Here is a 25,908-nt window from a genome sequence, read left to right on the forward strand (position 1 = left end):
AATCGCGCCCCCTGATTCCCTTCACCATCAATAATGTAGAGAGAGATTCCATGACCGCCCAGATTCTCGACGGCAAGGCCCTGGCTCAGCAGTTCGAAGAAGAAATGCGCGAACGTGTCGAAGCCCTGAAAGCCAAAGCCGGTGGCCGCACCCCGATTCTGGCCACCATTCTGGTCGGTGCCGACCCGGCCTCCGCCACCTACGTAAAAATGAAGGGCAACGCCTGCCACCGCGTGGGGATGGAATCCGTAGCCATTGAATTGCCGGAAACCACCACAACCGAACAGCTGCTGGCCAAAATTGACGAGTTGAACAACAACCCCGATGTGCACGGCATTCTGCTGCAGCACCCGGTGCCCGCGCAGATTGACGAACGGGCCTGCTTTGATGCCATCAGCCTGGAAAAAGACGTGGATGGCGTCACCTGTCTGGGCTTTGGCCGCATGAGCATGGGCGAAGCCGCCTACGGTTGTGCCACCCCCAAGGGAATCATGCGCCTGCTGGAGCATTATCAGGTCAAGCTGGAAGGCAAGCATGCCGTAGTCGTGGGGCGCAGCGCCATCCTCGGCAAACCCATGGCCATGATGATGCTGGAAGCCAATGCCACGGTTACCATCTGTCACAGCCGCACCCAAAACCTGCCAGAACTGATCAAACAGGCGGATATCGTGGTCGGCGCGGTCGGCAAGCCGGAATTCATCAAGGCAGAGTGGATCAAGGATGGCGCCGTGGTCGTTGATGCTGGTTACCACCCGCAAAAATGTGGTGACATTGAGCTCGCCCCCCTTCTGGACCGCGTCTCAGCCTACACCCCGGTCCCCGGCGGCGTCGGCCCCATGACCATCAACACCCTGATTTTCCAGACCCTGCAGTCCGGCGAGAAGGCGCTGGGTTAAGTCCCGCTGCTCGCCCAAAAACCGCGCCCAGCCCATGCTGGCCGCGGTTTTTTTTTATGGTTTATCGCAGCTCGACGTCTCAAGTCGGGCGTCTAACCATTCTTCGCGACCAACAAAAAGGCCGCCCCCAACCTCTGGGCGCGGCCTCTCTGTCTTAAGTCAACCACCACACGAAACCGCGCAGCTATTCACTATTCACTGTTAACTATTCACTGCCTTTATCAGCTGTCCTTGGGCCACGACTCCCGCAGCCCCACGGTCTGGTTAAAAACCAACCGCTCGTCCGTGCTCTCCTGATCTACGCAGAAGTACCCCTCGCGCTCAAACTGATAACGGGTTTCGGCCAATGCGCCGCGCAGGCCCGGTTCTACCCAGCAATCGGACACCACCTTGAGAGACTCAGGATTGATGTTCTCCAGGAACGTCTGGCCTTCTTCTACCTTGGCCGGGTTTGCCACCGTAAACAACCGGTCATATAGGCGAACCTCACAAGGTAGCCCTTTACTGGCACTAACCCAGTGGATCACACCACGCAATTTGCCCTGACCTTCATCATTCTCAGGGTTCTTGCCCAACGTCTCCGGATCATAGCTGCAGCGGACCTCGATAACGTTACCCTGATCGTCCTTCACTACGTCCGTAGCACGCACCACATAGCCATAGCGCAACCGCACCCGGTCACCCAGCACCAGTCGCTTGAACTTCTTGTTGGCTTCTTCCCGGAAATCGTCCTGATCGATGTAGACCTCACGGGTCATGGGCACCTGGCGAGTTCCCATGGCTTCATTTTGTGGATGCACCGGCGCAGTCAGCGATTCTTCCTTGCCCTCTTCCCAGTTGTCGATCACCAGTTTGAGCGGACGAATCACACACATGGCACGGGGCGCATGCTGATTCAGGTCATCACGGATAGCCGCTTCCAGCATCCCCATATCGACCACGGAGTCCGCCCGACTCACTCCTACGGACTCACAGAAAGTACGCAGGGAGGCGGGGGTATAGCCACGGCGTCGCATCCCGGAAATGGTCGGCATCCTCGGGTCATCCCAGCCATCCACGTGCTTCTCGTCAACCAGCTGTTTGAGCTTGCGCTTGCTGGTCACCGTGTAGTTGAGGTTCAAACGGGCAAATTCGTACTGGCGTGGCTCAGCGCCAACATCGGTATTGGCTACCACCCAGTCATAGAAAGGACGGTGATCCTCGAATTCCAGAGTACACAAGCTGTGGGTAATGCCTTCAATGGCATCTGACAGCGGGTGGGTGAAATCGTACATGGGGTAGATAACCCACTTGTCGCCGGTCTGATGGTGCGTCGCACGGCGCACCCGGTAAAGCACCGGATCGCGCAAGTTCATATTGGGGCTGGCCAGATCAATTTTCGCCCGCAGCACCGCCCCGCCATCCGGGAACTCGCCGTTCTTCATCTTTTCGAACTGGGCCAGCGCCTCTTCCGGGCTTTGCTCCCGGTACTCACTGGGGGTACCTGCCTGCTGCGCCCAACCCCGCATTTCACGGATCTGCTCAGCACTGGAAAGATCCACATACGCCAACCCTTTGCGGATCAACTGCACGGCCAGTTCATACAGCCGGTCGAAGTAGTTGCTGGCGAAACGCACCTCTCCCGCCCACTCAAAACCCAGCCATTCCACATCCTGCTTGATCGACTGAATGTACTCGTCTTCTTCCTTTTCCGGGTTGGTGTCGTCAAAACGCAGATGACAGGCACCCTGGTAGCTTTCGGCAATACCGAAATTCAGGCAGATGGACTTGGCATGCCCGATATGCAGGTAGCCATTGGGCTCCGGCGGGAAACGGGTGACCACCTGACCGTCATTTTTACCTTCTGCAAGGTCGCGATCGATGATCTGTCTGATAAAATTGCTGGGCGCTTTGGTTTCGCTCATTGCCTTCGCCGGATACAGTGAAAATAAAGGTGCGCTAGTGTACAGTGCGACCCCCTTCAGTCAAAGACTCTGGGCCCGCACCGTGGCAATTTCAGCTATGGCTTACAGGCCCTACCCTGTGGAGAAAACCCGATGAAAGTGGTGCTGAATACAACCTACGGCAAAATCACCCTGCAACTGGACGCAGAAAAAGCCCCCGGAACCACCGAAAACTTCGTGCAATACGTCAAGGATGGCCATTTTGACGGCACCATTTTCCACCGTGTGATCAGCAATTTCATGATCCAGGGCGGCGGTTTCACCGAAGACATGCAGCAAAAGCCCACCCGTGATCCTATCCAGAATGAAGCGGGCAACGGCCTGTCCAACAAGGTTGGCACCATTGCCATGGCCCGCACCCCGGATCCACATTCTGCCTCTGCCCAGTTCTTCATCAACGTGGCGGACAACCACTTCCTGGACAAGGAACGCAGCCAGGATGGCTGGGGTTACGCCGTATTTGGTGCCGTTTGCGACGGCATGGAAGTGGTCGAGAAGATCCGTGCGGTCGCCACCGGCAACTCAGGCTTTCACCAGGACGTACCGGTTGAGCCTGTGATCATCGAATCTGCCGAGCTGATCGAGGAATAAGCCATGCGCCTTGCTGCTGTTCTGATCGCCCTGCTCCCCGGCCTGCTTTGGGCCAACCCCCTGGTCCGCCTGGAAACTACCTCAGGCCCGATCACCGTGGAGCTGTACGAAGACAAAGCCCCAATCTCCGTGGCCAACTTTCTGCACTATGTGGACAGCGGCTATTACGACGGCACCCAGTTTCACCGTGTCATCGAAAACTTCATGATTCAGGGCGGTGGCTTCGACAAGAACGGACAGCGCAAGGAAACCCGGGCGGCCATTCAGAACGAGGCCGATAACGGGCTTCGTAATCTGCGTGGCACCCTGGCCATGGCTCGCACCTCTGACCCGCACTCTGCTACCGCGCAATTCTTCGTCAACCTGGTGAACAACCGCAATCTGGATTTCACTGGTCGTAACAAGTATGGCTGGGGCTATGCGGTATTCGGCAAGGTCACAGAGGGCATGAACGTGGTCGACAATATCGCCCGTGAGCCGACCACCAGCCAACGTCTCAGTGGCATGATGGCTGACGACGTGCCGGAAGCCACGGTACTGATTCTCAAGGCTTACCGACTGGAAGCCCCGGCCCAGCAGGCAGAAGGCGCCCAGTAACCATGCCTTACAGCCTGTTCATTTCCGACCTCCATCTCGACCCGGCCCGGCCTGAACACCTGACCGCACTGGAGACATTGCTCAACACCCATGCGGGCCAGACCGATGCCCTCTATGTGCTTGGCGACCTGTTTGAAGCCTGGATCGGTGACGACGATGACACCCCGTTCAACCAGCAAGCCATCGCCGCCTTTCGGCGTTTTGCTGACAGCGGCAGCAAGCTTTACTTCATGCACGGCAACCGCGACTTTCTGCTTGGCCAGGACTTCGCCGCCGCCTGTGGCGGAAGCCTGCTGGACGAGGGCACTGTGGTCGATTTGTACGGCACCCCGGCCCTGCTCATGCACGGCGACAGCCTGTGCACCCTGGACACCGAGTACCAGCAATTCCGCGCCATGGCGCGTAGCCCGCAATGGCAACAGGGGATGCTCTCGCAGCCCCTGGAGCAGCGCCGCATGATCGCTCAGGGCATGCGCATGCAAAGCCAGGGCAAGAACGCCAATAAAGCGGAAAACATCATGGATGTAACCCCGGAAGAAGTGGTCAGGGAAATGACGGATGCTGGTGTCCAGCATCTCATCCACGGCCATACCCACCGCCCCAACGTCCACGACGTTGACCTGCCCAACGGCACCGGCAAACGCTGGGTGCTGGGGGACTGGGGGGCGCTTGGGTGGCAGATTGTGGCGGATAGTGAGCTTGGGTTGCGATTGGAGAGCTTTGCGATTAGTTAACAGTGAATAGTGAACAGTTAACAGCGTCGCGAAACAGGTTGTTTTGATCTTTACACATGAGGCCGCGCCCATACTCTGGACACGGCCTCATGTGTTTATGAACCCTCGGCGTTAGTCGCGCAGCTGTTCACTGTTAATTGTTAACTGTTCACTGCCTCGGGATTCCCGAATGAAACCGAAACGCTTCATCCGGTGTTTCGATCAACTCCTGCTCTGCTACCTTGAAGAATGCCACCCGCTCCTCAATCGGCTCGCCGGCATATTGTTCGGCCAGGCGCAGGTAATCTTCGTAGTGACGGGACTCGCTTTTCAGCAGGTAGCGGTAGTAACGGCCCAGCTCTTCGTCCACGTGGGGGGCCAGGGCGGCGAAGCGTTCGCAGCTTCTGGCTTCGATTAATGCGCCGACGATAAGGGTATCCACCAATCGCCCGGGCTCGGAAGTGCGCACATGTTGACGCAGGCCTTGCGCATAACGGGCCGGAGACAGGTGATCATAGGTGACACCACGCTGGCGCATGATCTGGATCACCTGCTCAAAATGCAGCAGCTCTTCCCTTGCAAGTTGGCTGAGGGCATCCAGCAGCTCGGGGCGATCCACATAGCGAAACATCAGGTTCAACGCCGTGCTGGCCGCCTTCTTTTCACAATGGGCATGATCAATCAGCAGAATGTCCGGGTGCTGCAGCGCCCAGTCAATCCACGCCTGTGGCGTCGCGCAGGGCAAAAACTGCTGTATGTGGGAAATATCGTGCATGGTGTCCTCGTGGTGGAGCAGTATTATAGCGGCCTCGCTGCAGTGGTACACACATGAAGCGGTTATTACCCATGGCTGCTGCGTCCCGGCGCTGCAACTCGTATACTCCCCCGCCATGGGAAGACGATCGAATCCACGCATGCAGACATTCAAAGGGCGCACAGCCGTACTGGCCCTGCGCCTGGTGGCCTGCCTGCCATTCACGCTGAACCGCTGGCTGGCAACCCTGATTGGCACCCTTATCGCCACCTTGCCCACCGCGGCCTTGCGCAATTCCAGGATCAATCTGGCGCTTTGCTACCCCGAGCTGTCTGCGCGCCAGCACAAGCGGCTGGCACGCCAATCGCTGGTCGAGAGCATCCGGAATACCTTCGAGATTGCCCTGTTCTGGCATCACCCCGAAGCCGGTCTGAAGCGGGTCGTCCGGGTCGACGGCGGCGAGCCACTGCAGGCGGCCGTGGATAGCGGCAAACCGGTAATGATCCTGGCTCCGCATCTAGGCTGCTGGGAAGTGCTTAACTTCTGGTTGGCCGATCACTACGACCTGCACGTGATGTTCGCCCCATCCGGGTTACCGGAAGTCGACGCACTGGTGCGACAGGGACGTGAACACTTCGGCTCCACCATGTACCCCACCACAGCCCGCGGTGTGGCTGGACTCGTGCGCGCCATGCGCAAAGGGGCCATGACAGCCATCCTCCCTGATCAGGTGCCCGACCGTCGCAGTGGTCGTCATGCCCCCTTTTATGGCCAGCCCGCCTACACCGGCACCCTGGCTTGCAAATTGGTCCAGCAAACCGGTGCCCGGCCTTTTATGGCCTGGGCCAAGCGCCTGCCCGGCACCCAGGGTTTTGAGCTGCGCTTCCGGCCCGCGGACAACGCCATTGCGGATCCGGATCTGGACACGTCTCTTGTGGCCCTCAATCAGTCCATCGAAGCACTGATCAATGAAGGCCCTGAACAGTACCTGTGGAGCTACAAGCGCTTTCGCCGGCCACCAGCAGGTATCCGTGCCCCATATTGAGTTGGCCAAAACTTACGCCAAGTGATTATGAGTATTCATCTGGTGAATACCCATAACGGTCGTTTCACTTAACAGTTGATGGCGTTTCCGCTATACTCCGCGCGCAATTCCAACCCCCAGTTACACCCTAAAAGACTGATTTCCAAAAGAATTCAGCCAATTTGAGCAAGAGGGAAACGCTGTGCTAGAAGCCTATCGCAAACATGTTGAAGAGCGCGCCGCCGAAGGCGTGCCGCCAAAGCCGCTGAACGAGCAGCAGGTTGCCGACCTGGTAGAACTGCTGAAGAACCCGCCGGCTGGTGAAGAAGAATTCATTCAGGACCTGTTCGTTAACCGCGTTCCGCCGGGCGTGGACCAGGCTGCATACGTAAAAGCCGCCTTCCTGAGCGCGATTGTGAAAGGCGAAGCCAGCTCCCCGCTGATCGACAAGAAGCGTGCGGTACAGCTGCTGGGCACCATGCAGGGTGGCTACAATGTCGCGCCGCTGGTGGAAGCCCTGGACGACGCCGAACTGGTAGAAGAAGCTGCCGAACAGCTCAAGCACACCCTGCTGGTATTTGATGCTTTCCACGACGTGGAAGACAAGATGAAAGCCGGCAACGCCAAAGCCAAGGAAGTCATCGAATCCTGGGCCGAGGCCGAATGGTTCACCAAGCGTGAAGACCTGGCTGAAAAAATGTCCCTGACCGTCTTCAAGGTCACCGGCGAAACCAACACCGACGACCTGTCTCCTGCACAGGACGCCTGGAGCCGCCCGGACATCCCGGTTCACGCCAATGCCATGCTGAAAAACGCCCGTGAAGGCATCTTCCCTGAGAAAGACGGCGAGATCGGCCCGCTGAAACAGATGGAAGAACTGAAGGCCAAAGGCCTGCCTGTTGCCTACGTAGGTGATGTTGTCGGTACCGGTTCTTCCCGTAAGTCTGCAACCAACTCCGTACTCTGGCACTTCGGTGACGACATCCCGTTCGTACCGAACAAGCGTGCTGGCGGTGTGTGTATCGGCGGTAAAATTGCGCCTATCTTCTTCAACACCATGGAAGATTCCGGCGCCCTGCCTTTCGAGTGCGACGTTTCCAAAATGGAAACCGGCGACCAGATCGACGTCTTCCCGTTCGCGGGCAAGGTTGAGAAGAACGGCGAAGTCATCGCTGAATTCGATCTGCGCTCCCAGGTACTGCTGGACGAAGTCCGTGCCGGCGGTCGTATCAACCTGATCATTGGTCGCGGCCTGACCACCAAGGCCCGTGAGTGCCTGGGTCTCGAGCCCAGCACCCTGTTCCGCAAGCCAGAGCAGCCCAACGACAGCGGCAAGGGTTACTCCCTGGCCCAGAAGATGGTCGGCAAGGCCTGTGGCATGGAAGGCGTCCGTCCGGGCACCTACTGCGAGCCGAAAATGACCACCGTGGGTTCCCAGGACACCACTGGCCCGATGACCCGTGACGAGCTGAAAGATCTGGCCTGTCTGGGCTTCCAGGCTGACCTGGTAATGCAGTCCTTCTGTCACACCGCCGCTTACCCGAAGCCGGTTGACGTTGAAACCCAGCACACCCTGCCCGACTTCATCATGAACCGTGGCGGTGTTTCCCTGCGTCCGGGCGACGGCATCATCCACTCCTGGCTGAACCGTATGCTGCTGCCTGATACCGTGGGCACCGGGGGGGACTCCCACACCCGTTTCCCCATGGGCATCTCCTTCCCGGCCGGTTCCGGTCTGGTAGCCTTTGCTGCTGCCACCGGCGTTATGCCGCTGGACATGCCGGAATCCGTACTGGTTCGCTTCACCGGTAAGCGTCAGCCGGGTATTACCCTGCGTGATCTGGTACATGCCATTCCGCTGCAAGCCATCAAGGAAGGCCACCTGACCGTCGCTAAAGCGGGCAAGGTTAATGTCTTCAACGGCCGCATCCTGGAAATCGAAGGTCTGGAAGAGCTGACCGTAGAGCAGGCATTCGAACTGTCTGATGCCTCTGCCGAGCGTTCTGCTGCAGGCTGTACCATCACCCTCTCCGAAGAGAGCGTGGCTGAGTACCTGAAGTCCAACATCACCATGCTGAAGTGGATGATTGCCAACGGTTACGGCGATGCCCGTACCATTGAGCGTCGTATCACCGGCATGGAAGAGTGGCTGGCCAACCCGAGCCTGATGCGTGCTGACGCCGATGCCGAGTACCACACCGTCATCGAAATCAACATGGACGAAATCAAAGAGCCGGTACTGTGCTGCCCGAACGATCCGGACGATGCCAAGACCCTGTCTGACGTGGCTGGCGCCAAGATCGACGAAGTGTTCATCGGCTCCTGTATGACCAACATCGGCCACTTCCGTGCTGCTGGTAAACTGCTGCAGAAAGTGGAAAGCGGCACCATGCCGACCCGTCTGTGGATCGCCCCGCCGACCAAGATGGATCAACATCAGCTGACCGAAGAAGGCTACTACAACATCTTCGGTAGTGCCGGTGCACGTACCGAAATGCCGGGCTGTTCCCTGTGTATGGGTAACCAGGCTCGCATCGCGCCGAAGTCCACTGCGGTATCCACCTCCACCCGTAACTTCCCGAACCGTCTGGGTCAGGGTGCGGATGTGTACCTGGCGTCTGCTGAACTGGCGTCCGTGGCGTCCATCCTCGGCAAGCTGCCTAGCGCCGCCGAGTACATGGAATACGCGAACACCATCGACTCCATGTCCGCAGAAATCTACCGCTATCTGAACTTCGACAAGCTGCCGGAGTACCAAGAAGTGGCAGACACCGTGAAGATCCCGGTTGCCCAGTCTGTCTAAGACACGGTAATCGCTTCACCACAAAAAGCCCGGCCAAGTGCCGGGCTTTTTGCTTTCAGGATCCATCGGACACCCTTTCAGGGCCCGCCGGGATCGTGCCCGCTTGCTTTGCGTCAACCGGCTGTCAAAATCGATGCAATCCTTCTGACGGTTAGCAGAATGCCCAAGCGTATTGTTTCCCTTATCCTTCCTCTACTCGTCTTGATCAGTCCAGCTTCCCAGGCACTGAACATTCCCGCCTTTGCGCTTCCCGCAGGCGCATCTGCGACGGTGGCAAGAAATGTTGCAATTAGCCGCCGAGCCAGACAGGACAAGGACCAGCAATCTTTCCAGCGACACGAGTCTTCCAGCCTCTACCAGTTGATCCATATAGACCCCGCCAAACGCCTGGGCACACATGATGAATGGGCCATTGCCTATCTGGCAGACGCCGAGAGAGACAGTCACGACCTCATGGACAACTCGGCCTTCCTGCCCACGGCTCACCAAGGCAAGACGTACCGCTATTTTATGGGGAGCGACGGTTCACCTGTCTTCCTGCCCCTCTCGGAAGGTGAACCGGTGGCATCCCCTGACGCATCCGAACAGCTCTTTCGCGACATTGCACTCGGCAATACCAGCTACCACACCGTCATCAGGAGCGCCTCTTCAAGGAACTTTGACATTGGCAAGCGCTACCCCCTGACGCCCACCGAGCGGAGTGATTTTCATGCCCAGGAGGGCAGCATTCAGCTCACCTCGATTACCCGAATGTGGGAACGTGACGTGGCTGAATTTGCGGTAGAAACCCGCAATGAAATCAACGGTACAGTGATGACCGGAAAGGTGTGGTTCTGGGTCCTGGCTGCCACCGGCCGCCCTGTTCTGCTCATCAAGGAATACGGGATTGATCTGGTGGAAAGCGGGATCCCCTTCTACGACCGGCGTCAGATTTCCTTTGGCTTTGCCTACAGTGACCTGCCCATCAGCACACTCGCACCCGAGATTCTTCCTGCTCAACAGCCCAGCGGCCGGGTACAAGGGATGGCTTATTCCGACCAGACAGGGCAGCTTGCGTTTCTGACCCGGGAATACAGCAGCCAGACTTCATGGTTAACGTTTTGGGATCTTGCCCAGCGCAAGGCGTTGTTTACCACACGGGCAGGCGGACAGAATCTGCACATGACCAACAGCGGCAAAGCGGTCTATGTGGGGGATTATGGCCCTAGAGGGTTTCTCGGCTGGGTCATGTTGGGCAATGGCTATCAGCCCTTCGGTGGCCATTTCGATGCCTCATTCCAGGTTGACCGAGAGTTGCGTACCAGCGCCCTGTTCGGGGTCTACCCTGTATCAATCAACAACCAAAATGAACTGGAGATCTGGAACACCGCCTGGGGCAAACTTCAGCATCGCCAGCGCCTTGAACATTCCTCCCCCATGGTCATGGCCACCGCGTCCGATGGCCGCCTTGTTACCATAGGAGAGGACCTTCGAGTCTCTGTGCATGAGCTGACCATCAGTAACCGGCCCTGCCGTGAAAAGTCGGATCCGCAAGAAAGCTACTGCGACCAACCTGCCATCTCCTTCAAGGAATCCACATCCCCCATTAGCGTCCCGGATCTGATCCTGCCCGATCATTACAGTAAACCGGGCCAGCGGCAGATAACCTCACTGACACTCCACCCGGAACAACCAATACTGCTGTATTGCACGGAATTCCCCGCCGAATGCGGCACGATCAATTACGACAACCAAAGCGTCTGGGTGGCTGCCCTAAGCAGCAACCTGGTGTTTTCCGGCCCGGGCACCATCATCGCCGATAACGGCACTTATACGCTTGACGGTCAGTTTACTCCGTATGCCCTGCCCCACAGTCCAGCCGTGAATCACCATGCCGCAGTGTCTGAAAGCCGGGCCCTGCTCTTCAACCGCACGGTTCAATACGACGACCAGTTTACCGATGACGATATCCTGATTCGTGACTCACTCACCGGACAAGTCATTGATACGCTTTCCCGCCAGTTCTACCCGATCAACAGTCTCTCTGTTCAGCAGGAAGCGTTGACCGTCACCACCGGCGCCATTGGCAAAGGTGACATGTTTGTCCTGGATCTGTCGTCCCTGAATTTGCACAAAAGCGCGTTGCCTTTGCCGGTTAATAGCGCACAGCTAAATAACAAGTGGATGCATGTCTCTGCCAGCGGCATGGAGCTAATCGCCAGCACCGACGATCCGGCACTGGTCCGTACACTCAACTTTCAGATCGCCGACCATGCCTTCACCGACAAGGGAATCGTCTACGCGAGAGACAACATTCTCTATGAGTATGACGTTGCCGAGGACACCTCAACCGAATGGTATCGTTTTGATTCGACAGTCCATGAATTTGTTCTCTTTGACGAACAGAGCCGCTCACTGGCGGTGAGAATCGATCAAGGCAAGGTCCTCCTTCCTCATGCTGGCGTGACACTGGATCTTCCCTATACCCAGCTTGGCAAGCAGTCCCTGGAATACGACAAACTGACGGAGACATTTTTCGTTTCCGGACTGACCGGTTATTCCTCTGCGTTCAACCCGGCCATTGATGTGATCCAGCAGTTTGATACCTCTGGCAAACCGCTCATGGAGATGTACCCACTGTGGGGGCGCTCTGAACTGATGCAGGCGACCCCCAATGGCCAACTGTGGAATGCCGATGACAGTGGCAACCTGAATATCCGGGATATTCGCTCCGGTCTGGTCCTTGAAACCATTGTGGAAGCCCACCAGGGACACATCACCGCCCTCGAACAACTGAACGAGCGCGCGGTCATCACTGCCTCCAGCAACGGCACTATCAAGATCTGGCGGACAGACATACCCAGCGGCAACTTCCGGCTCAACACGGTAAGCACGCAACTCGATCAGGTATTGGTGAAACCGGATATCGGCAACCGCCACCCACGCTTGGTGGCAACCATCAGCATCGACAAGTCGGGTGAATTTGTTATCAACTCGCCCGATGGCTACTACTGGTCGACCCCTCGCGCACTGCACAACGCCAGTTTTGTGCAAGACAGCAAGGTATTTGATTACGCACAATACGATTACTGGCTAAATCGACCGGATATTGTACTGCAGCGTCTCGGATACGCTACGCCCAACAGCCGCATGCTCTGGGAAAAACTGGTCAGCCATCGGCAGCAACGTCATCATGGCCATCCCTCACGGATGCCTCTGAATATAGATAAACCAGCATTGACCCTGAGCGGCCCACAGGAGCTGCTTCAACGAATGGACCAGATTAGCTTGACGTATGCGGTTGAGGACGCCAAACATTCGGACCTGACACTACACATGCAGGTGAATCAGGTGCCGGTGTTTGGCCAGCAGGGCCTACCCCTGAAAAACAACCACGGCACCCTGTCGATTGATCTGACACCCGGCAGAAACAACATCCGGGCTTACGTCAGCACCGATGACGGCCTGCAATCAGAAACCCGTTTCCTCACTTACAACCAGGCTGATAACAACCGCAAGCCAGCGCTCTATCTGCTTACCATTGGTGTCTCGGATTATGCTGATGACCGTCTCGACCTGCGCTACGCCGCCAAAGATGCCACCGATCTGGCCAACGCCCTTGGCGCCAGTGATCAATACCGCGAGGTTCACCGCTTTACCTTGCTGGACCGCCAGGTCACCGCGCGCTCGGTCCGTGATGCCAAGGCGTTTCTCAACCAAGGGACAGCGCAGGATCACGTCGTCGTATTTCTGGCCGGGCACGGTTTTCTTGACGAACAGGACAACTACTTCTTTGGAACCTCGGATATTGACATTGCCACTCCCGCGAGCAAAGGGCTGCCCTACGAGGACATCAACCGACTGCTCGACGGAATTCCCTCGAGAAACAAACTGCTGATGCTGGATACTTGCCACTCAGGGGAAGTCACAGAGCCGGTAGCCCGTCTGGAACTGCCACCGGGAGTACAAAGTCGCGGTCTGTCCGTCAGAGCACAACCTCAATCAGAAGCATCTCCGGGCATCTCCTACGCGCTTTTGCAGAACGCCTTTGTGGATCTGCGTGCTTCTACTGGAGCGATCATCATCAGTGCATCTGGCGGACAGGAATTCGCACTTGAAACCGAGGCTATCCAGAACGGGATTTTTACGGCTAGTGTCATCAATGCACTGACCAACAAGCGTGCAGACAGCAACGGAGATGGTGAGGTCACCACCGCCGAACTCCGCGATTTCACCTATCGCGAAGTAACACGCCTGACCAACGGTCGGCAGCGGCCTACCACCCGTAAATACAACCTGGATATCGATTTCGCCGTTTTCTGAATACGGCAAAGACATGGAAATTACTGACCCAGCCTTCGCTTGGTCAGTGCCGTCGCAGTGGCCTCAAGCGGGTCCTCAGGCCAAGGATGCTTGGGGTATCGCCCACGCAGCTCCTTGCGCACGGCCGGGTAATTTTCCCGCCAGAAGCGCTCAAGGTTATTGGTAATCGCGGCAGGCCGTCCCGCGGGGGTCAGCAAATGTGCGGTGATCGTCAAACGCCCTTTGGCAAGGGTCGGCAAGACTCCGAGCCCAAACAATTCCTGTAATTTCACTGCAAGCACTACGTGTTCGCTACGATAATCAAGCGTGGCGTTGCGCCCGCTGGGAATTGCCACCCGGGCCGGTAACTGCACCTCCAGCGCCTGCCTTTGTTCCAACGTCAACAGCACATCCAGTGCATGCTGCAGTGGCAGGTTGCGCAGATCGTCCAGTCGTCGCATGCCGGCCATAAAGGGAGCCAGCCACTGCTCAAGGGTTGCCTTCAGGGTCGAGTCGTCCACTGCCGGCCAACCCGATTCCAGTAACGCCATTCTCGCAACCCTGGCCTGCCACTGGCGCGCCTCTTCATCCCAGGGCAAGGCGTTGTCTAATCCGGCTTCACGAACCCCCTGAAGCAGCCCTTCGACACATTGCTCTGAAGACAGCTCGGCAAGGGGATGCGATTCAATCACCAGATTGCCCAGCACCTGCTCACGACGCCCGGTCACCCGGCCACGCTCACTATCCCAACCGGCACGTTTGCGCCAGCGAGCGTGCTTGTCCAGCACCGCAGTCACGGCTCGCTCATCCAACGGCATGACCAACCTCAACCGGGCATCCCGTGGCTGCCCGTCGGTGTCGAGAACCACTAACCACTCGTGGCCAAGCAATCGATCCCGTTCCGGTAAACGGACACCGGGGCCATCCACCATCTGATACACCCCGTCTCGCCCGGGCCTTTGCCTTGCCACCTGTTGCGGGAAGGTACAGGCCAGTAACGCGCCTAGCCCTTGCCGCCAATCGCTTTCATCACGATGTTTGCCGCCGGCAAGTCTGCGGGCTTCGGCCAGCAAGTTTCCATATTGTTGGGGGCGCTGTTCCAGGGCCTGCAGGCGGTCGCGCACGTCCACACCCTGCCCCTGAAAGGGATCGCGATCAGAGAGTAAGGCGGCCAGCCGCGATGCAGTCTCAACCAACCCGACCTCTCTGCCGGCAATCACCAGAATGGCCAGCGCCGGCTCCGTCGCCACCGAAGACACCGCTTCACCCAGCGGCGTCAAAGCGCCCTGTCCGTCCAGTACCCCGGCTGAGGTCAACCGATCCACCGCACTACGCCAGGCGCCTCCAGGCGGGGGCTCCAACCACTCCATTCCATCAGGTTGGCTACACCCCCAGCGTGCAAGATCCAGGACCAGCCCGTCGAGGCCAACACGCTGTATTTCTGGAGCGGTGTAACGGGCAAGCACCTCTGACTCTGCCCATAAACGTATACACTGCCCAGGGCCAAGCCGGCCGGCCCGGCCAGCTCGCTGCCGGGCACTGGACTCACTGACCCGTCGTGTGACAAGCCTCGAGCGGTGTCTGGCAGGATCATAAAGTGGCTCACGGATAAACCCGCTATCCACCACATGAGTCACCCCATCAATGGTCAGACTGGTTTCTGCCACGTTGGTAGACAGAATAATCAGTGAGGCGCCGTGACGAGCCTCATCCAGAACGGCCTGTTGCTCCTTGACAGGCAAACCGCCGTGCAACACGCGAACCCGCTCCCCTGACCCGTTTTCATGAAGTCGACCTGCCAACCAGTGGATTTCCCCCTGGCCCGGCAAAAAGACCAGCATCACACTTGCCGTAGGCGCCAGAGCAACAACCTCTCGTAAGCAATGTACCCTCCAGTCCTCTCTGGAGGGCACCGCGGCATAGCGGATTTCCACCGGGAAGCGCCGGCCTTCACTGCGAATGACCGGTGCCTCAAGCCAGCTCTGAAGTGATTCGCTGTCGAGCGTGGCCGACATCACCAGCAACCCCAGATCAGGCCGGAAAACCTCCCGAACTTCACGCACCAGCGCCAGGCCCAAATCCCCTTGCAGAGACCGCTCATGGAATTCGTCGAACAATACCAGGCTGATACCCTTCAGCTCCGGATCTGACAGCAGCATGCGGGTAAGAATCCCTTCCGTGATCACTTCAACGCGGGTATTCGGGCCGCTGCGAGTATCAGATCGGGTCCGGTACCCAACCCGCTCCCCTGGTTGTTCCCCAAGCTGGCTTGCCATGAACGTGGCCACTGAGCGGGCCGCAACCCTGCGCGGCTCCAGCATCAGGATTTTGCCATGGCTGGCCCACTCTGTTTCCAGTAACGCCAAAGGCACACGGGTGGATTTCCCCGCTCCGGTCGGGGCCTCCAGAATGGCACGACCGTACTCGTCAAGTGCTTGAATTAACTGCGGAATGACATCATCAACGGGAAAATTATGGGGCATTCGTTACTTCCATTGCCTTTTCAACGTGAACGCAGTCACTTGTAACCATTTTTCTGCCTATCGTCTCTGGTGGTCAGCGAAGGCTATGCTATATTTGGCTCAGCACTAATAATTTATAACGAATAGAAATAGCGATTTATGCTGAGCGATTTGGGGATACCTGAGCATCTAATCTGGAAGCTGAATGACTTTGACAACCACCAGCGGGCGGTCAATTTTATCAAACAGTTCCAGGACACGCTGTGCGTTTTCAGTGCACCGGTGGAGCAGCTTTATACCAATTACGATATCTCGTTACCGGATCACGATGAGCGGTCACTGATCATCCTGCCAAACCCGTACGCCTACCACGACACCTTTAACGGCATCGTGGATGAAAGCGTGCATGCCACCGGCATGTATATCGTGCCCGGCGACCTGTTCGGCAAGGAAGGATTGTTTCTGACACTGCGGCTGTTGAAGTATGGGAAACGGATCATCAAACCCGTACCGCTGAAGGTAGGGCTATGGGCCCTGATGAAGAAGGAAACCACGGAAGTCCCCTTCCTGCCTGTGATTACCAAGGGGGACCTGCGGGCATTTCGCAAGGACTTTCCTTGCCTGCACCTGCACCGCATCCAGCCCTCCAAACTGGTGGACCGCTCCCCCATGGAGATCAAGGCAATTCAGAAGGTCATTCGGGACAAGCTCAAGGTTTATATGTGATTGCTTGTCATCAGGGATTTACGGGAAACACGCCGCTCAGACGTCTGACGTCGGACGTCTGACGTCGGACGTCTGACGCGAAAGGCAGTAAACCAGTAACGCCAATCTCGCGGCCCATGCCGCCCTGCCTGATTTGACTGCCACAACGGCACACCTGCATTGCAAAGTCGCTATCTCGCACCCAGCTGGGTTGGGTTAGAGCGTCAGACGTCCGACTTCAGACGCCCGACCATAACCCTGACTCAGCCCGCCTGGTCGTAGCAATAATCCAGGGCCTGGATGTAATACTCCAGCCCTTTGCTGGCCGCCGCAAAGGCTCTCTCTTTCTGGGCCTCATCCACGCAAACCAGCTTGATCAGCTCCATGGCTTCATGGGGGTGATCGTCATCATAGGAGGCGTGAGCCCGTAACCAGGCCATGGAGTGGCGATTAATCGTTGCCACGCCATTTTCCTGATAGGCCTTCATGCCCTTGACCACGCTTTGGCTCCACTCGCCCGTCGCCCATTCAATGGCAAGATTGGTCGAAGCAATCCCTTCTTCCAGAGTGCCCTGATGCCCCATGTTCCAGAGAAAGTGATTCACCGCATCCATGGCAGCAGGTGGCTCGACAAATTCCAGGTCACGCAAGGTGATCCCGAAGCCCATGGCCCAATCCTGGTACCAGTAGGCATGGCGCTGCTCAATCTTGATATTGCCAATCAGCCAGTTCTTGGCTTCTTCATGGCCTGCATGGCGCCCCGGCCGGGTCTTGGCCAGATTCAGGCCCATGTATTTGGGAAAGTTTTCCACCAACGGATAGAAGTTCAACAATGCCGAGCGGAAACGCGGCAGGGACAGTGAACCTGCCGCCATCTCGTCAAACAGCGGATGCCTGACTACCCGATCCTTGAGCGGCACCAGATCATCCCAGAATTGCTGAGCCCAGGGTGAATGCGCGGTCAGCTCCAGCGCTTTCTTGTAATTCGCGGCACGCATGCGGTTGTTCTCCATAACAACGGTTTATTTTTATGCCTCCACCAGCGTGCCCCGAAAGCGGCACACTAGTCCAATAATTTGTATAAGCGATTTCGCAGTCGACGTAAATGACGGATTTGGGCTTTCCCTGCACCAAAGCCAGGATTGTAGAGTAATTGCTGGTAATAGCCGGCCCATTGACGGGCCACAGGTCCCGCTTTCGGCGTCTGAACCTCTACCGCACGGGCCAGCCCCTCTGGACTCAGCCCCGCGGGAAGAGATTGTCCGGTGTGCCTCTCTAGTCGCTGATGAACCCGCCAGAATTCACGCTCCAGCAGGGTTTGCTGCAACTTTCCGCTCTGGCGCAGTAGTACCAGCATGTATACCCCCAGCAACAGGGTGATGGCCACGATCAGACTGACGGCCACCCGCAAAGGCGTAACGTCGCCAAGCAGGCGACGTAGTACCTGGAGCTGAAACTGATTGTCATACCCCAGCACCCAGGTCTGCCAGCGGAAATCCACATAATCCGCCCACAGCTGGAGCCGGCCAAGCAAGCCCCCGGCGGCAAAACTCTCCAGCCCGGCCAGTGCTCCCTGCTCCTCTGCATCTCCCTGCAGGGAACCCCGCAGCCCCAGCTCGATACGTTCCGGGGCTACCGCTGCGGTGGGATCCACCCGGACCCAGCCCTGGCCCTGCAACCACACTTCCGCCCAGGCGTGGGCATCGTACTGCCGCACCAGCAAGTGAGAACCAAGCGTATTTTGCTCGCCGCCCTGATAACCCACCACTACCCGGGCAGGCACCCCCGCCGCCCGCATCAAAAAAGTAAAGCTGGAGGCATAGTGTTCACAAAACCCACGCTGGGTACGGAACAAGAACTCGTCGATGGGATCTGCCGTCAGCGGTGGGGGTTTGAGGGTGTAATGGAACGGTTGCTCCCGGAAATGACGCAAGGCCAGGGACACGATCTGTCTGTCACTGTCGCTATTCAGACGCCACTGTTGTGCGAGCCCCCTGGCACGGCGCCCAAAACTGTCGCGAGGCAAGCTCAACATCAGATCTTGCTCCTGCACGGACAGGGGGATTGCCGCACTCAAGCCCGGAAAACTGGTTATTGTATAGGCTGTCCGCTGCGAAAGCGGCGCCCTCGCCACCAGACGCATGTCTCTGGCCAGCGACGCATCCCCCTGTTCCAGCATGGGCACCGCCAGGGCAAACAACCAGCGACGCTGGGTCGGCTCCATGATCAACTGGTAGGAATAGCTCGCCTGTTGCGCCCCCTGTTCCTGCAAGCGGTTATACCAATCTGGAGGTGTTCCCCTTCCATTGTAGAGATAGCTATCTACTGCCATACCCCGAGGCATGGCTTGTTGCCAGGTACGTCCGTCGTAGTGGCTTAATGTCAGCCCTCGCCAGTAACGCTCCGAGGGCGGAGGCATCTCGCCTTGAAAGGCGACCCGGAACGCCAACTCAGAAGATTCAGACAAGTCACTGATATCCCCCGGGGAGATACTGTCACTCATGCCGGTACGGGCCTTGCCACTATCCAGCTGCATATTCCACAACGGGGCAACACGGGGCACCAACAGAAACAGGACCAGCGTCACAGGTATGGCCTGCAACAGCATCACCCCACCGGTTTTAAGGTGAGAAAAAGCGCTGGCGCGTGTATCACTGTGGTTGATGCCTACCAGACACGCAGTGAGCAACAGCATGCACAGCAAGACAAAAAGGAACATGCCGGGGCCACGCTCGAACAACAGCGCTGTGGCACACACAAAATAGCCCAGCACGATCACCACATAGGCATCACGTTGCTGGACCATTTCAAGGTATTTAAGGGCAAACAGACTGACCAGTAACGCCACCCCGGCTTCAGGCCCATAGATGCGACCAAAGCTGTACCAGGTCATACCCACTGCCGTTACCATCAGAACGCCCCGCACGATACGCCCAGGCAAACGCATACGCTGATGGTCCACCAACCAGCGAATGACCACCACCACAGCCAGCAACACTGATTGCCAGACAGGACCCAACAGTAACTGGGGTAACGAGCACGCAATCAGGGCCGTTGCCAGCCACAGGCGGGTATGCACTGGCACCTGATAAACGCGCATCAATCAAACTCCGGGTAGCACGCCAGCGCATCAAGGGTGCGCCAACGGTGAACGTCCCCCGTGTCCGGGGTCAGGGTGATACCTGGCAGGACCAGCCCATAGGGCAATTGCTGTTGGTCCAGCGTCAGAATCCAGTGACACAGGATCGACAAGCGCTGCTCATCGCCCATCCCCTCCAGTCTGTCCCAACGTAACCATAACCGTCCGCCCGCAGGCTCCTCGAATAACTTGGTATTCAGCCCCTTGCCTGCGGCATAACCTTTCCAGTCGATACGCCGCAAGGAATCACCGGGGGAATATTCACGAAGCCCCTGAAACTCATCGTTGCCTGCACGACCGGTGGGCACTTGCTGGCTATGCTCGTCACCGCCGTCGGCCGGGCACTCCGCCCACTCCTGTGGCTGCGGCCAGGCCAGGCAATAGTGATCCAGTGAAACATACGACCAGGTTCGCAGCAGTCCCAGGGGGAAACGGCTTTCCACCTTCAGCCTTGGGGCCATGACCCGGCCACGCTCGGTCAGGGGCATATTCAGCCACAGGCTGCTCTCCTCACCCCCCGTAACACTGACCTGCTGGGCAGACTGCCCCTGCCAGTACAGCCATAAACAGAGATGATTACGGCGCTCGGGAAACAGGATGACTTCCAATGCACCACTGGCACCGCTGAACCCGGATTCACTATCGCCGTTACGAATCCCCAGACCGGAAAGGTTGCGGTAGGTATGCAAGATAGCGACAAGGAACAGGCTCGCCAGCAAAAAAGACAAGGCAAGAATCAGGTTGTTTTCATAGTTGATACCGCCAATGAACAACAGACTGGCAACCAACAAATAAAAGAAACCGTAGCCGGTAGGAAAAATGAAAATGCGCTTTTGATTAAGCACAACCCGACCGGAGCGCGGCAATCGCCGCGACAACCAGCGTTCGTAGAGATCGCGCAGGGGAGCAGGAAGGCGCATGGAAGGCCCCGTTTATCGCCGTACCACCGGAACAGACTGCAGCAGGGATTGCGTCATTGCTGCCACGCTTCCCCCCTGTCGGGCCGCCAGTCGGTGCTCGGCAACCGCCGCCCACACCGCCTGCACGTCTTCCGGCACAACATAATCACGCCCACCGATTAACGCCCAGGCCCGGGCGGCCTTGAGCAACCCCAGACCGGCACGGGGCGACAGACCCGCGACAAAGCGATCATCACTGCGAGTCGCATCCAACAGGCGTTGCACATAATCGATCAGTTCGTCTGTGGCACGCACCTTGTCGACCATTCGAGTCAACTTGATCAACCCTTCGCTGCTGATAACCGCTTTGAGGTTGCGTACCTGGCTTCGCAAGTCGCCCCCTGCCAGCAGGTTTCGCTCTACCTCTGGCGCGGGATAACCGAGCGAAATACGCATCAGAAAGCGGTCGAGCTGGGACTCGGGCAGCACAAAGGTGCCAGCCTGATCCACCGGGTTCTGGGTCGCTACCACAAAAAAAGGCTCGGGCAATTTGCGGCTGACGCCGTCAAGGGTCACCTGCCGCTCTTCCATGGCTTCCAGCAATGCCCCCTGGGTTTTGGGCGTCGCGCGATTGATTTCGTCGGCCAGTAGCAGCTGGGTGAAAACCGGTCCTTCACGGAGGGAGAAGTCCTGCGACTTGGGGTCGAAAACGGAAACCCCCAAAATATCCGCCGGCAACATGTCACTGGTGAACTGGACACGCCGGTAATCCAGTTGGAACACCCGCGCCAGCGCATGGGCCAGTGTCGTCTTGCCCATCCCGGGCAGATCTTCTATCAACAGGTGGCCATTGGCCATCAGGCAGGTCAGCGCCAGTTTGAGCTGTTCTTCCTTACCCAATACCACCTGCCCTACCTGGGCCAGGGCTTTTGTCAGAGCCTGCATGAATCCCCTTATTGTCGTGTTGTTAGCGAGGATTGACGGCAAGGCCGGGTTATACGGCCAGCGCTTTTAACCCTCGAGACAGGTCGGCCTTGAGGTCCGCGACGGACTCCAGACCAATCGCCAGACGGATCAGGTTCTCCGTGACACCGGCACGCTGTTTCTCTTCCTCGCTGACCCGGCCATGGGTTGTGGTGGCCGGGTGCGTGACTGTGGTTTTAACATCCCCCAGATTGGCGGTGATGGAAATCAGCCGAGTGGCATCAATAAAACGCCAGGCTGCCTGACGATCACGGTTACCCGCAGCGTCTTCCACTTCGATGGACATCACCGCACCAAACGCAGACTGCTGTTTTGCCGCCAATGCATGCTGGGGGTGATTCGGCAGGCCCGCGTAATGCACCCGGGCAATGCCCGGCTGGGTTTCCAGCCACTGTGCCAACTCCAGGGTCCGGGCGCTCTGAGCGCTCATGCGCAGACTCAATGTCTCTAACCCTTTCAGGAAGACCCAGGCATTAAATGGGCTCATGCACGCCCCGGCTGAGCGGACAAAACCCAACACCTCATCCATTTGAGGCTTGGCTCCGACGACGGCGCCACCCAGACAACGGCCCTGCCCGTCCAGATACTTGGTGGCACTGTGGATAATAATGTCAGCCCCCATCTCCAACGGCTTTTGCAACGCCGGAGTACAGAAACAGTTATCCACGACCAGCAGCGCCCCATTGTCATGGGCAAGCTTCGCCAGTGCCCGAATATCGCCCACTTCTGACAGCGGGTTGGACGGTGTCTCAAGGAACAGAAGTTTGGTTTCCGGCCGAATGGCCGCTTCCCAGTCGGCAAGGTCAGTCAGGTCGACCATGGTGGTTTCGATGCCGAACTTTTTCAGGTAACGGTCGAAGACCACATTGGTCGTGCCAAACACACTCCGGGAACTGACCACATGATCGCCCGGGGCCAACAAGGAAAAGAAAGTACCGCTAATGGCGGCCATGCCAGAAGCAAACGCCACACAGGCCTCTCCGCCTTCCAGCGCGGCAAGGCGCTGCTCAAAGGCACGCACTGTGGGGTTGGTAAACCGGGAATAAATATTGCCTGGTTCCTGGCCACCAAAGCGCGCCGCCGCCTGGGCCGCACTTTCATAGACGAAACTGGACGTCAGAAAAATCGGATCCGAGTGGGCCATCTCATCCGTGCGCAGCTGCGCAGTGCGGATAGCCAGGGTATCGACATCAAATTCACTCGGATCCAGATCGTTCATTCACAGCCTCGCCAGTGCGTAGTGAGCCTCTTGAGTCGGCTCAGTTGGTATTGTGCAGGTCGATAATTTCATTATCCGCAAGAGCCTGACTTTTTTCACTCTTGCCCTTGGCCAGATCGTTGCGACGCGCTTCAAGCATACTCAAATAGTCTGCGGTAATGTTGCCCGCCAAGTACTCACCATTGAATACGGAACAATCAAACGATGCCACATCCGGGTTACCCTCGCGGCAGGTTTCCACCAGATCATTCAGGTCCTGATAGATCAACCGGTCGGCACCGATCAGCTCGCAAATTTCTTCGGTCGTGCGCCCGTGGGCAATCAGTTCCTGGGCTGCGGGCATATCAATGCCGTATACATTGGGGTACTGCACCGCGGGCGCCGCAGACGCAAAGTACACGTTCTTCGCACCCGCTTCGCGGGCCATCTGGATAATTTCATTACAGGTCGTGCCACGGACAATGGAATCATCCACCAGCAACACATTCTTGCCCTGAAATTCCAGCTCGATGGCGTTCAGTTTCTGGCGCACGGATTTCTTGCGTTGCTGCTGGCCCGGCATGATGAACGTGCGGCCAATATAGCGGTTCTTGATAAAGCCTTCACGGTACTTCACACCCAGATGGTTGGCCAGTTGCAGGGCCGAGGTGCGGCTGGTGTCCGGAATCGGAATCACTACATCAATATCGTGGTCCGGCCACTCACGCTCCACCTTCTCTGCCAGCTTCTCACCCATGCGCAGGCGAGCCTTGTAAACAGAAATACCGTCGATGATGGAATCAGGACGCGCCAGATACACCTGCTCGAAAATACACGGGTGCAGACTGGGTGACTCGGCGCACTGGCGGGTATGCATCTCGCCCTCTGCAGTGATGTAGATCGCCTCGCCAGGCGCCAGATCACGCACCAGATGGAAGCCCAAAGAAGACAGCGCCACCGACTCGGATGCCACCATGTATTCCGGGCCTTGGGGAGTGTCCTTGCGCCCGAAGCAGAGCGGACGAATACCGTGGGGGTCACGGAACGCCAGAATGCCGTAGCCGGTGATCATGGCCACCACCGCATAGGCCCCTTCCACACGCTTGTGAACGGCCGCGACTGCATCAAAAATATCGCTGGGCTCCGGCTGCAGCTTGCCACGGCTCTGCAATTCGTGGGCGAAGACGTTTAACAGCACCTCAGAATCTGAGGTAGTGTTGATGTGGCGCAGATCGGCACGAAAGATGTGCTCCGCCAGGTCTTCCGCATTGGTCAGGTTGCCATTATGGGCCAGGGTAATGCCGTAGGGGGAGTTAACATAGAAAGGCTGCGCTTCTGCCGAACTGGAACTTCCGGCGGTAGGGTAACGCACATGACCGATACCCATGTTGCCAACCAACCGACGCATGTGGCGGGTGCGGAACACATCTCGCACCATACCGTTATCCTTGCGCAGATAGAGCCGGTCGCCGTCACAGGTCACGATACCTGCCGCGTCCTGCCCGCGATGTTGCAGAACGGTCAGCGCATCATAAATGCCCTGATTCACATAGCTATGGCCGACAATGCCCACAATGCCGCACATGGTTTTTTCCTCTCGTCAGGCGTGGCGCGTTAAAGGGGATGCTGAGGCCCCTTAACTACTTGTATTCATGACCCAGGCGAGAACATTCTCACCCATTTCCCGGGTCCAGGTTTCCATCATGACCAGATGGGGAACCAGCGTGGAGTCCTGCCACCATTTATCGGCAGCAAACAGGTGACGACCCAGCGCCACCAGTACCACCATCAACAGGACACCTCTTAGCGCACCAAAGACCATGCCCAGAAGGCGGTCGGTACTGCTAAGGCCAGTTACCCGAATCAGTTCGCCCAGCAAGTGATTGATCAGCGCCCCGACAATGAGCGTCAGGGCAAACAGGGTACCGAAGGCAACAGCGGTACGCAGGCTGGGGGTGCTGATCTGTTCCTGGAGCACGATTTCCAGCGCGGGGCTGAACAGGCGCGCGATAATAAAGGCGGCGACCCAGGTGAGCAATGAAAAGGCTTCGCGGGTAAAGCCGCGGCGGACGCTGAGCAGTGCTGATACCGCAATCACGACCAGAATGATGCCGTCTGCCAAATTCATGAAACGCGTGCTCTCGCCTGCGGTAAATGCCTGGATTGAACGGTAGCGGGCCCATTGGCGGGCACTGGCTGCCGGAGAGAATTCAGACGGCGAAGTTTACCAGAGCCGGGCCGGCGATGCATGGCCGATGAGCAGAACCCGGGCTGACCCGTTCAGGGGGCATAGATACGGACCAGCCCCTTCAGATTGAATCGACTATCATCGGCCAGCCGCTGGCGGGTCTGCTCAGCGTCTTCCTTGCGAATTTCCGGACCGACCATGACCCGATGCAGCAGTTTGCCATTCTGGGTATCGCTTTCGGTATACGCCCGATAGCCCGCATTTTTAAGGCGTTCCACCAACCCCGTGGCACTGTCCTGCTGGCTATAACTGCCGACCTGGACAACGAAGCCTGCCAATATGGGATCATCCCCCGGCTGCCGAGCCGGCGTTGGCGGCGTAGTCAGGGTGCGAAGCCCATCCTTTTTCGCGGTTTCCACACGTTCTGGCACCTCATCTTGTGCCTCTTCAGGTGCTTCAGGCTCTGGGTCGGGCTGCTCAGCTACAGGCTCCCCCGCCTCAGCGATGACATCCTCACGATCGGTCACCAATCGCTCGCGAGCCGCCGCTTCTACCTCTTCCTCAATGACAGGCTCCACGACCACCGCCTGATAATCCGGCGCGGGGGGGATCTCCATATTCAGTGCCGTACGAATTTGTTCAGGCGAACGGAACACCAGAGGCGACAGGACCGCCGCCAGAATCAGCAGCAATACCACCCCGGTTATACGCTGGCGCGTGCGCTTTTCCAC

The 25,908-nt window shown here is 57.8% G+C and carries 19 protein-coding genes; 8 read left to right on the forward strand and 11 right to left on the reverse strand.

Features of this window, described 5'->3' with window-relative positions:
- Positions 1 to 50 precede the first annotated feature (50 nt).
- Positions 51 to 896: a bifunctional methylenetetrahydrofolate dehydrogenase/methenyltetrahydrofolate cyclohydrolase FolD gene (gene folD / locus A15D_RS04670; RefSeq protein WP_031227022.1), complete on the forward strand. Its 846-nt coding sequence runs from the start codon at positions 51 to 53 to the stop codon at positions 894 to 896.
- 221 nt (positions 897 to 1,117) lie between these two features.
- Here the strand turns inward: folD and A15D_RS04675 are convergent, their stop codons facing one another.
- Positions 1,118 to 2,800, reverse strand: coding sequence for a glutamine--tRNA ligase/YqeY domain fusion protein (locus A15D_RS04675; protein WP_102790962.1), 1,683 nt, complete (start codon positions 2,798 to 2,800; stop codon positions 1,118 to 1,120).
- 132 nt (positions 2,801 to 2,932) lie between these two features.
- Between A15D_RS04675 and A15D_RS04680 the strand changes: the two genes are divergently transcribed.
- From A15D_RS04680 to A15D_RS04690, 3 genes are read left to right on the forward strand one after another with little or no spacing between them, the layout of a single operon-like run.
- Complete coding sequence (locus A15D_RS04680; protein ID WP_102790963.1) at positions 2,933 to 3,430, forward strand: peptidylprolyl isomerase; 498 nt, start codon at positions 2,933 to 2,935, stop codon at positions 3,428 to 3,430.
- A gap of 3 nt (positions 3,431 to 3,433) precedes the next feature.
- Positions 3,434 to 4,027: a peptidylprolyl isomerase gene (locus A15D_RS04685; RefSeq protein WP_102790964.1), complete on the forward strand. Its 594-nt coding sequence runs from the start codon at positions 3,434 to 3,436 to the stop codon at positions 4,025 to 4,027.
- 2 nt (positions 4,028 to 4,029) lie between these two features.
- A complete protein-coding gene (locus A15D_RS04690; protein ID WP_102790965.1) occupies positions 4,030 to 4,761 on the forward strand; it encodes a UDP-2,3-diacylglucosamine diphosphatase in 732 nt (243 codons plus the stop codon).
- Positions 4,762 to 4,909: 148 nt separating this feature from the next.
- On the opposite strand, the gene A15D_RS04695 is transcribed toward A15D_RS04690, so the two are convergent.
- A complete protein-coding gene (locus A15D_RS04695; RefSeq protein ID WP_022986583.1) occupies positions 4,910 to 5,515 on the reverse strand; it encodes a tRNA-(ms[2]io[6]A)-hydroxylase in 606 nt (201 codons plus the stop codon).
- 139 nt (positions 5,516 to 5,654) lie between these two features.
- Here A15D_RS04695 and A15D_RS04700 point away from each other — a divergent pair, with 139 nt between their 5' ends.
- From A15D_RS04700 to A15D_RS04710, 3 genes are all read left to right on the forward strand, one after another.
- Positions 5,655 to 6,539: a lysophospholipid acyltransferase family protein gene (locus A15D_RS04700; protein WP_233192077.1), complete on the forward strand. Its 885-nt coding sequence runs from the start codon at positions 5,655 to 5,657 to the stop codon at positions 6,537 to 6,539.
- A gap of 181 nt (positions 6,540 to 6,720) precedes the next feature.
- The gene (gene acnB, locus A15D_RS04705; RefSeq protein ID WP_102790967.1) at positions 6,721 to 9,321 is read left to right on the forward strand and encodes a bifunctional aconitate hydratase 2/2-methylisocitrate dehydratase; all 2,601 of its coding nucleotides are present in this window, start codon (positions 6,721 to 6,723) and stop codon (positions 9,319 to 9,321) included.
- Between the two features lie 159 nt (positions 9,322 to 9,480).
- Positions 9,481 to 13,623: a caspase domain-containing protein gene (locus A15D_RS04710; RefSeq protein WP_102790968.1), complete on the forward strand. Its 4,143-nt coding sequence runs from the start codon at positions 9,481 to 9,483 to the stop codon at positions 13,621 to 13,623.
- Positions 13,624 to 13,643: 20 nt separating this feature from the next.
- On the opposite strand, the gene hrpB is transcribed toward A15D_RS04710, so the two are convergent.
- Positions 13,644 to 16,085 (reverse strand): ATP-dependent helicase HrpB, encoded by a 2,442-nt coding sequence (gene hrpB / locus A15D_RS04715; protein ID WP_102790969.1) that lies wholly within the window; start codon positions 16,083 to 16,085, stop codon positions 13,644 to 13,646.
- 138 nt (positions 16,086 to 16,223) lie between these two features.
- On the opposite strand from hrpB, the gene A15D_RS04720 reads away from it, so the two are divergent.
- The gene (locus A15D_RS04720) at positions 16,224 to 16,790 is read left to right on the forward strand and encodes a hypothetical protein (RefSeq protein ID WP_102790970.1); all 567 of its coding nucleotides are present in this window, start codon (positions 16,224 to 16,226) and stop codon (positions 16,788 to 16,790) included.
- Positions 16,791 to 17,032: 242 nt separating this feature from the next.
- Here A15D_RS04720 and A15D_RS04725 read toward each other — a convergent pair whose 3' ends face one another.
- The 8 genes from A15D_RS04725 to A15D_RS04760 all read right to left on the reverse strand — a co-directional run bounded on the left by A15D_RS04725 (position 17,033) and on the right by A15D_RS04760 (position 25,908).
- Entirely contained in the window at positions 17,033 to 17,767 is a 735-nt protein-coding gene (locus A15D_RS04725) for a TenA family transcriptional regulator (RefSeq protein ID WP_102790971.1), read from the reverse strand.
- Positions 17,768 to 17,832: 65 nt separating this feature from the next.
- Positions 17,833 to 19,869: a DUF3488 and transglutaminase-like domain-containing protein gene (locus tag A15D_RS04730; RefSeq protein ID WP_233192079.1), complete on the reverse strand. Its 2,037-nt coding sequence runs from the start codon at positions 19,867 to 19,869 to the stop codon at positions 17,833 to 17,835.
- Positions 19,869 to 20,828, reverse strand: a complete 960-nt coding sequence (locus A15D_RS04735; RefSeq protein WP_102790973.1) for a DUF58 domain-containing protein — start codon at positions 20,826 to 20,828, stop codon at positions 19,869 to 19,871. Before A15D_RS04735 ends, A15D_RS04730 begins: the two co-directional genes overlap by 1 nt.
- 12 nt (positions 20,829 to 20,840) lie before the next feature.
- Entirely contained in the window at positions 20,841 to 21,752 is a 912-nt protein-coding gene (locus A15D_RS04740) for a MoxR family ATPase (RefSeq protein WP_102790974.1), read from the reverse strand.
- 49 nt (positions 21,753 to 21,801) lie between these two features.
- Complete coding sequence (locus tag A15D_RS04745; protein ID WP_102790975.1) at positions 21,802 to 23,010, reverse strand: O-succinylhomoserine sulfhydrylase; 1,209 nt, start codon at positions 23,008 to 23,010, stop codon at positions 21,802 to 21,804.
- Positions 23,011 to 23,050: 40 nt separating this feature from the next.
- Entirely contained in the window at positions 23,051 to 24,574 is a 1,524-nt protein-coding gene (gene purF, locus A15D_RS04750; protein ID WP_022986594.1) for an amidophosphoribosyltransferase, read from the reverse strand.
- A gap of 51 nt (positions 24,575 to 24,625) precedes the next feature.
- Positions 24,626 to 25,117, reverse strand: coding sequence for a CvpA family protein (locus A15D_RS04755; RefSeq protein WP_022986595.1), 492 nt, complete (start codon positions 25,115 to 25,117; stop codon positions 24,626 to 24,628).
- Positions 25,118 to 25,269: 152 nt separating this feature from the next.
- Positions 25,270 to 25,908 carry an SPOR domain-containing protein gene (locus A15D_RS04760; RefSeq protein ID WP_102790976.1) on the reverse strand — a complete coding sequence of 213 codons (639 nt, stop codon included), beginning with the start codon at positions 25,906 to 25,908 and terminating at the stop codon, positions 25,270 to 25,272.

The organism is Alcanivorax sp. MD8A (assembly GCF_002888555.1).
Lineage (GTDB): Bacteria > Pseudomonadota > Gammaproteobacteria > Pseudomonadales > Alcanivoracaceae > Alcanivorax.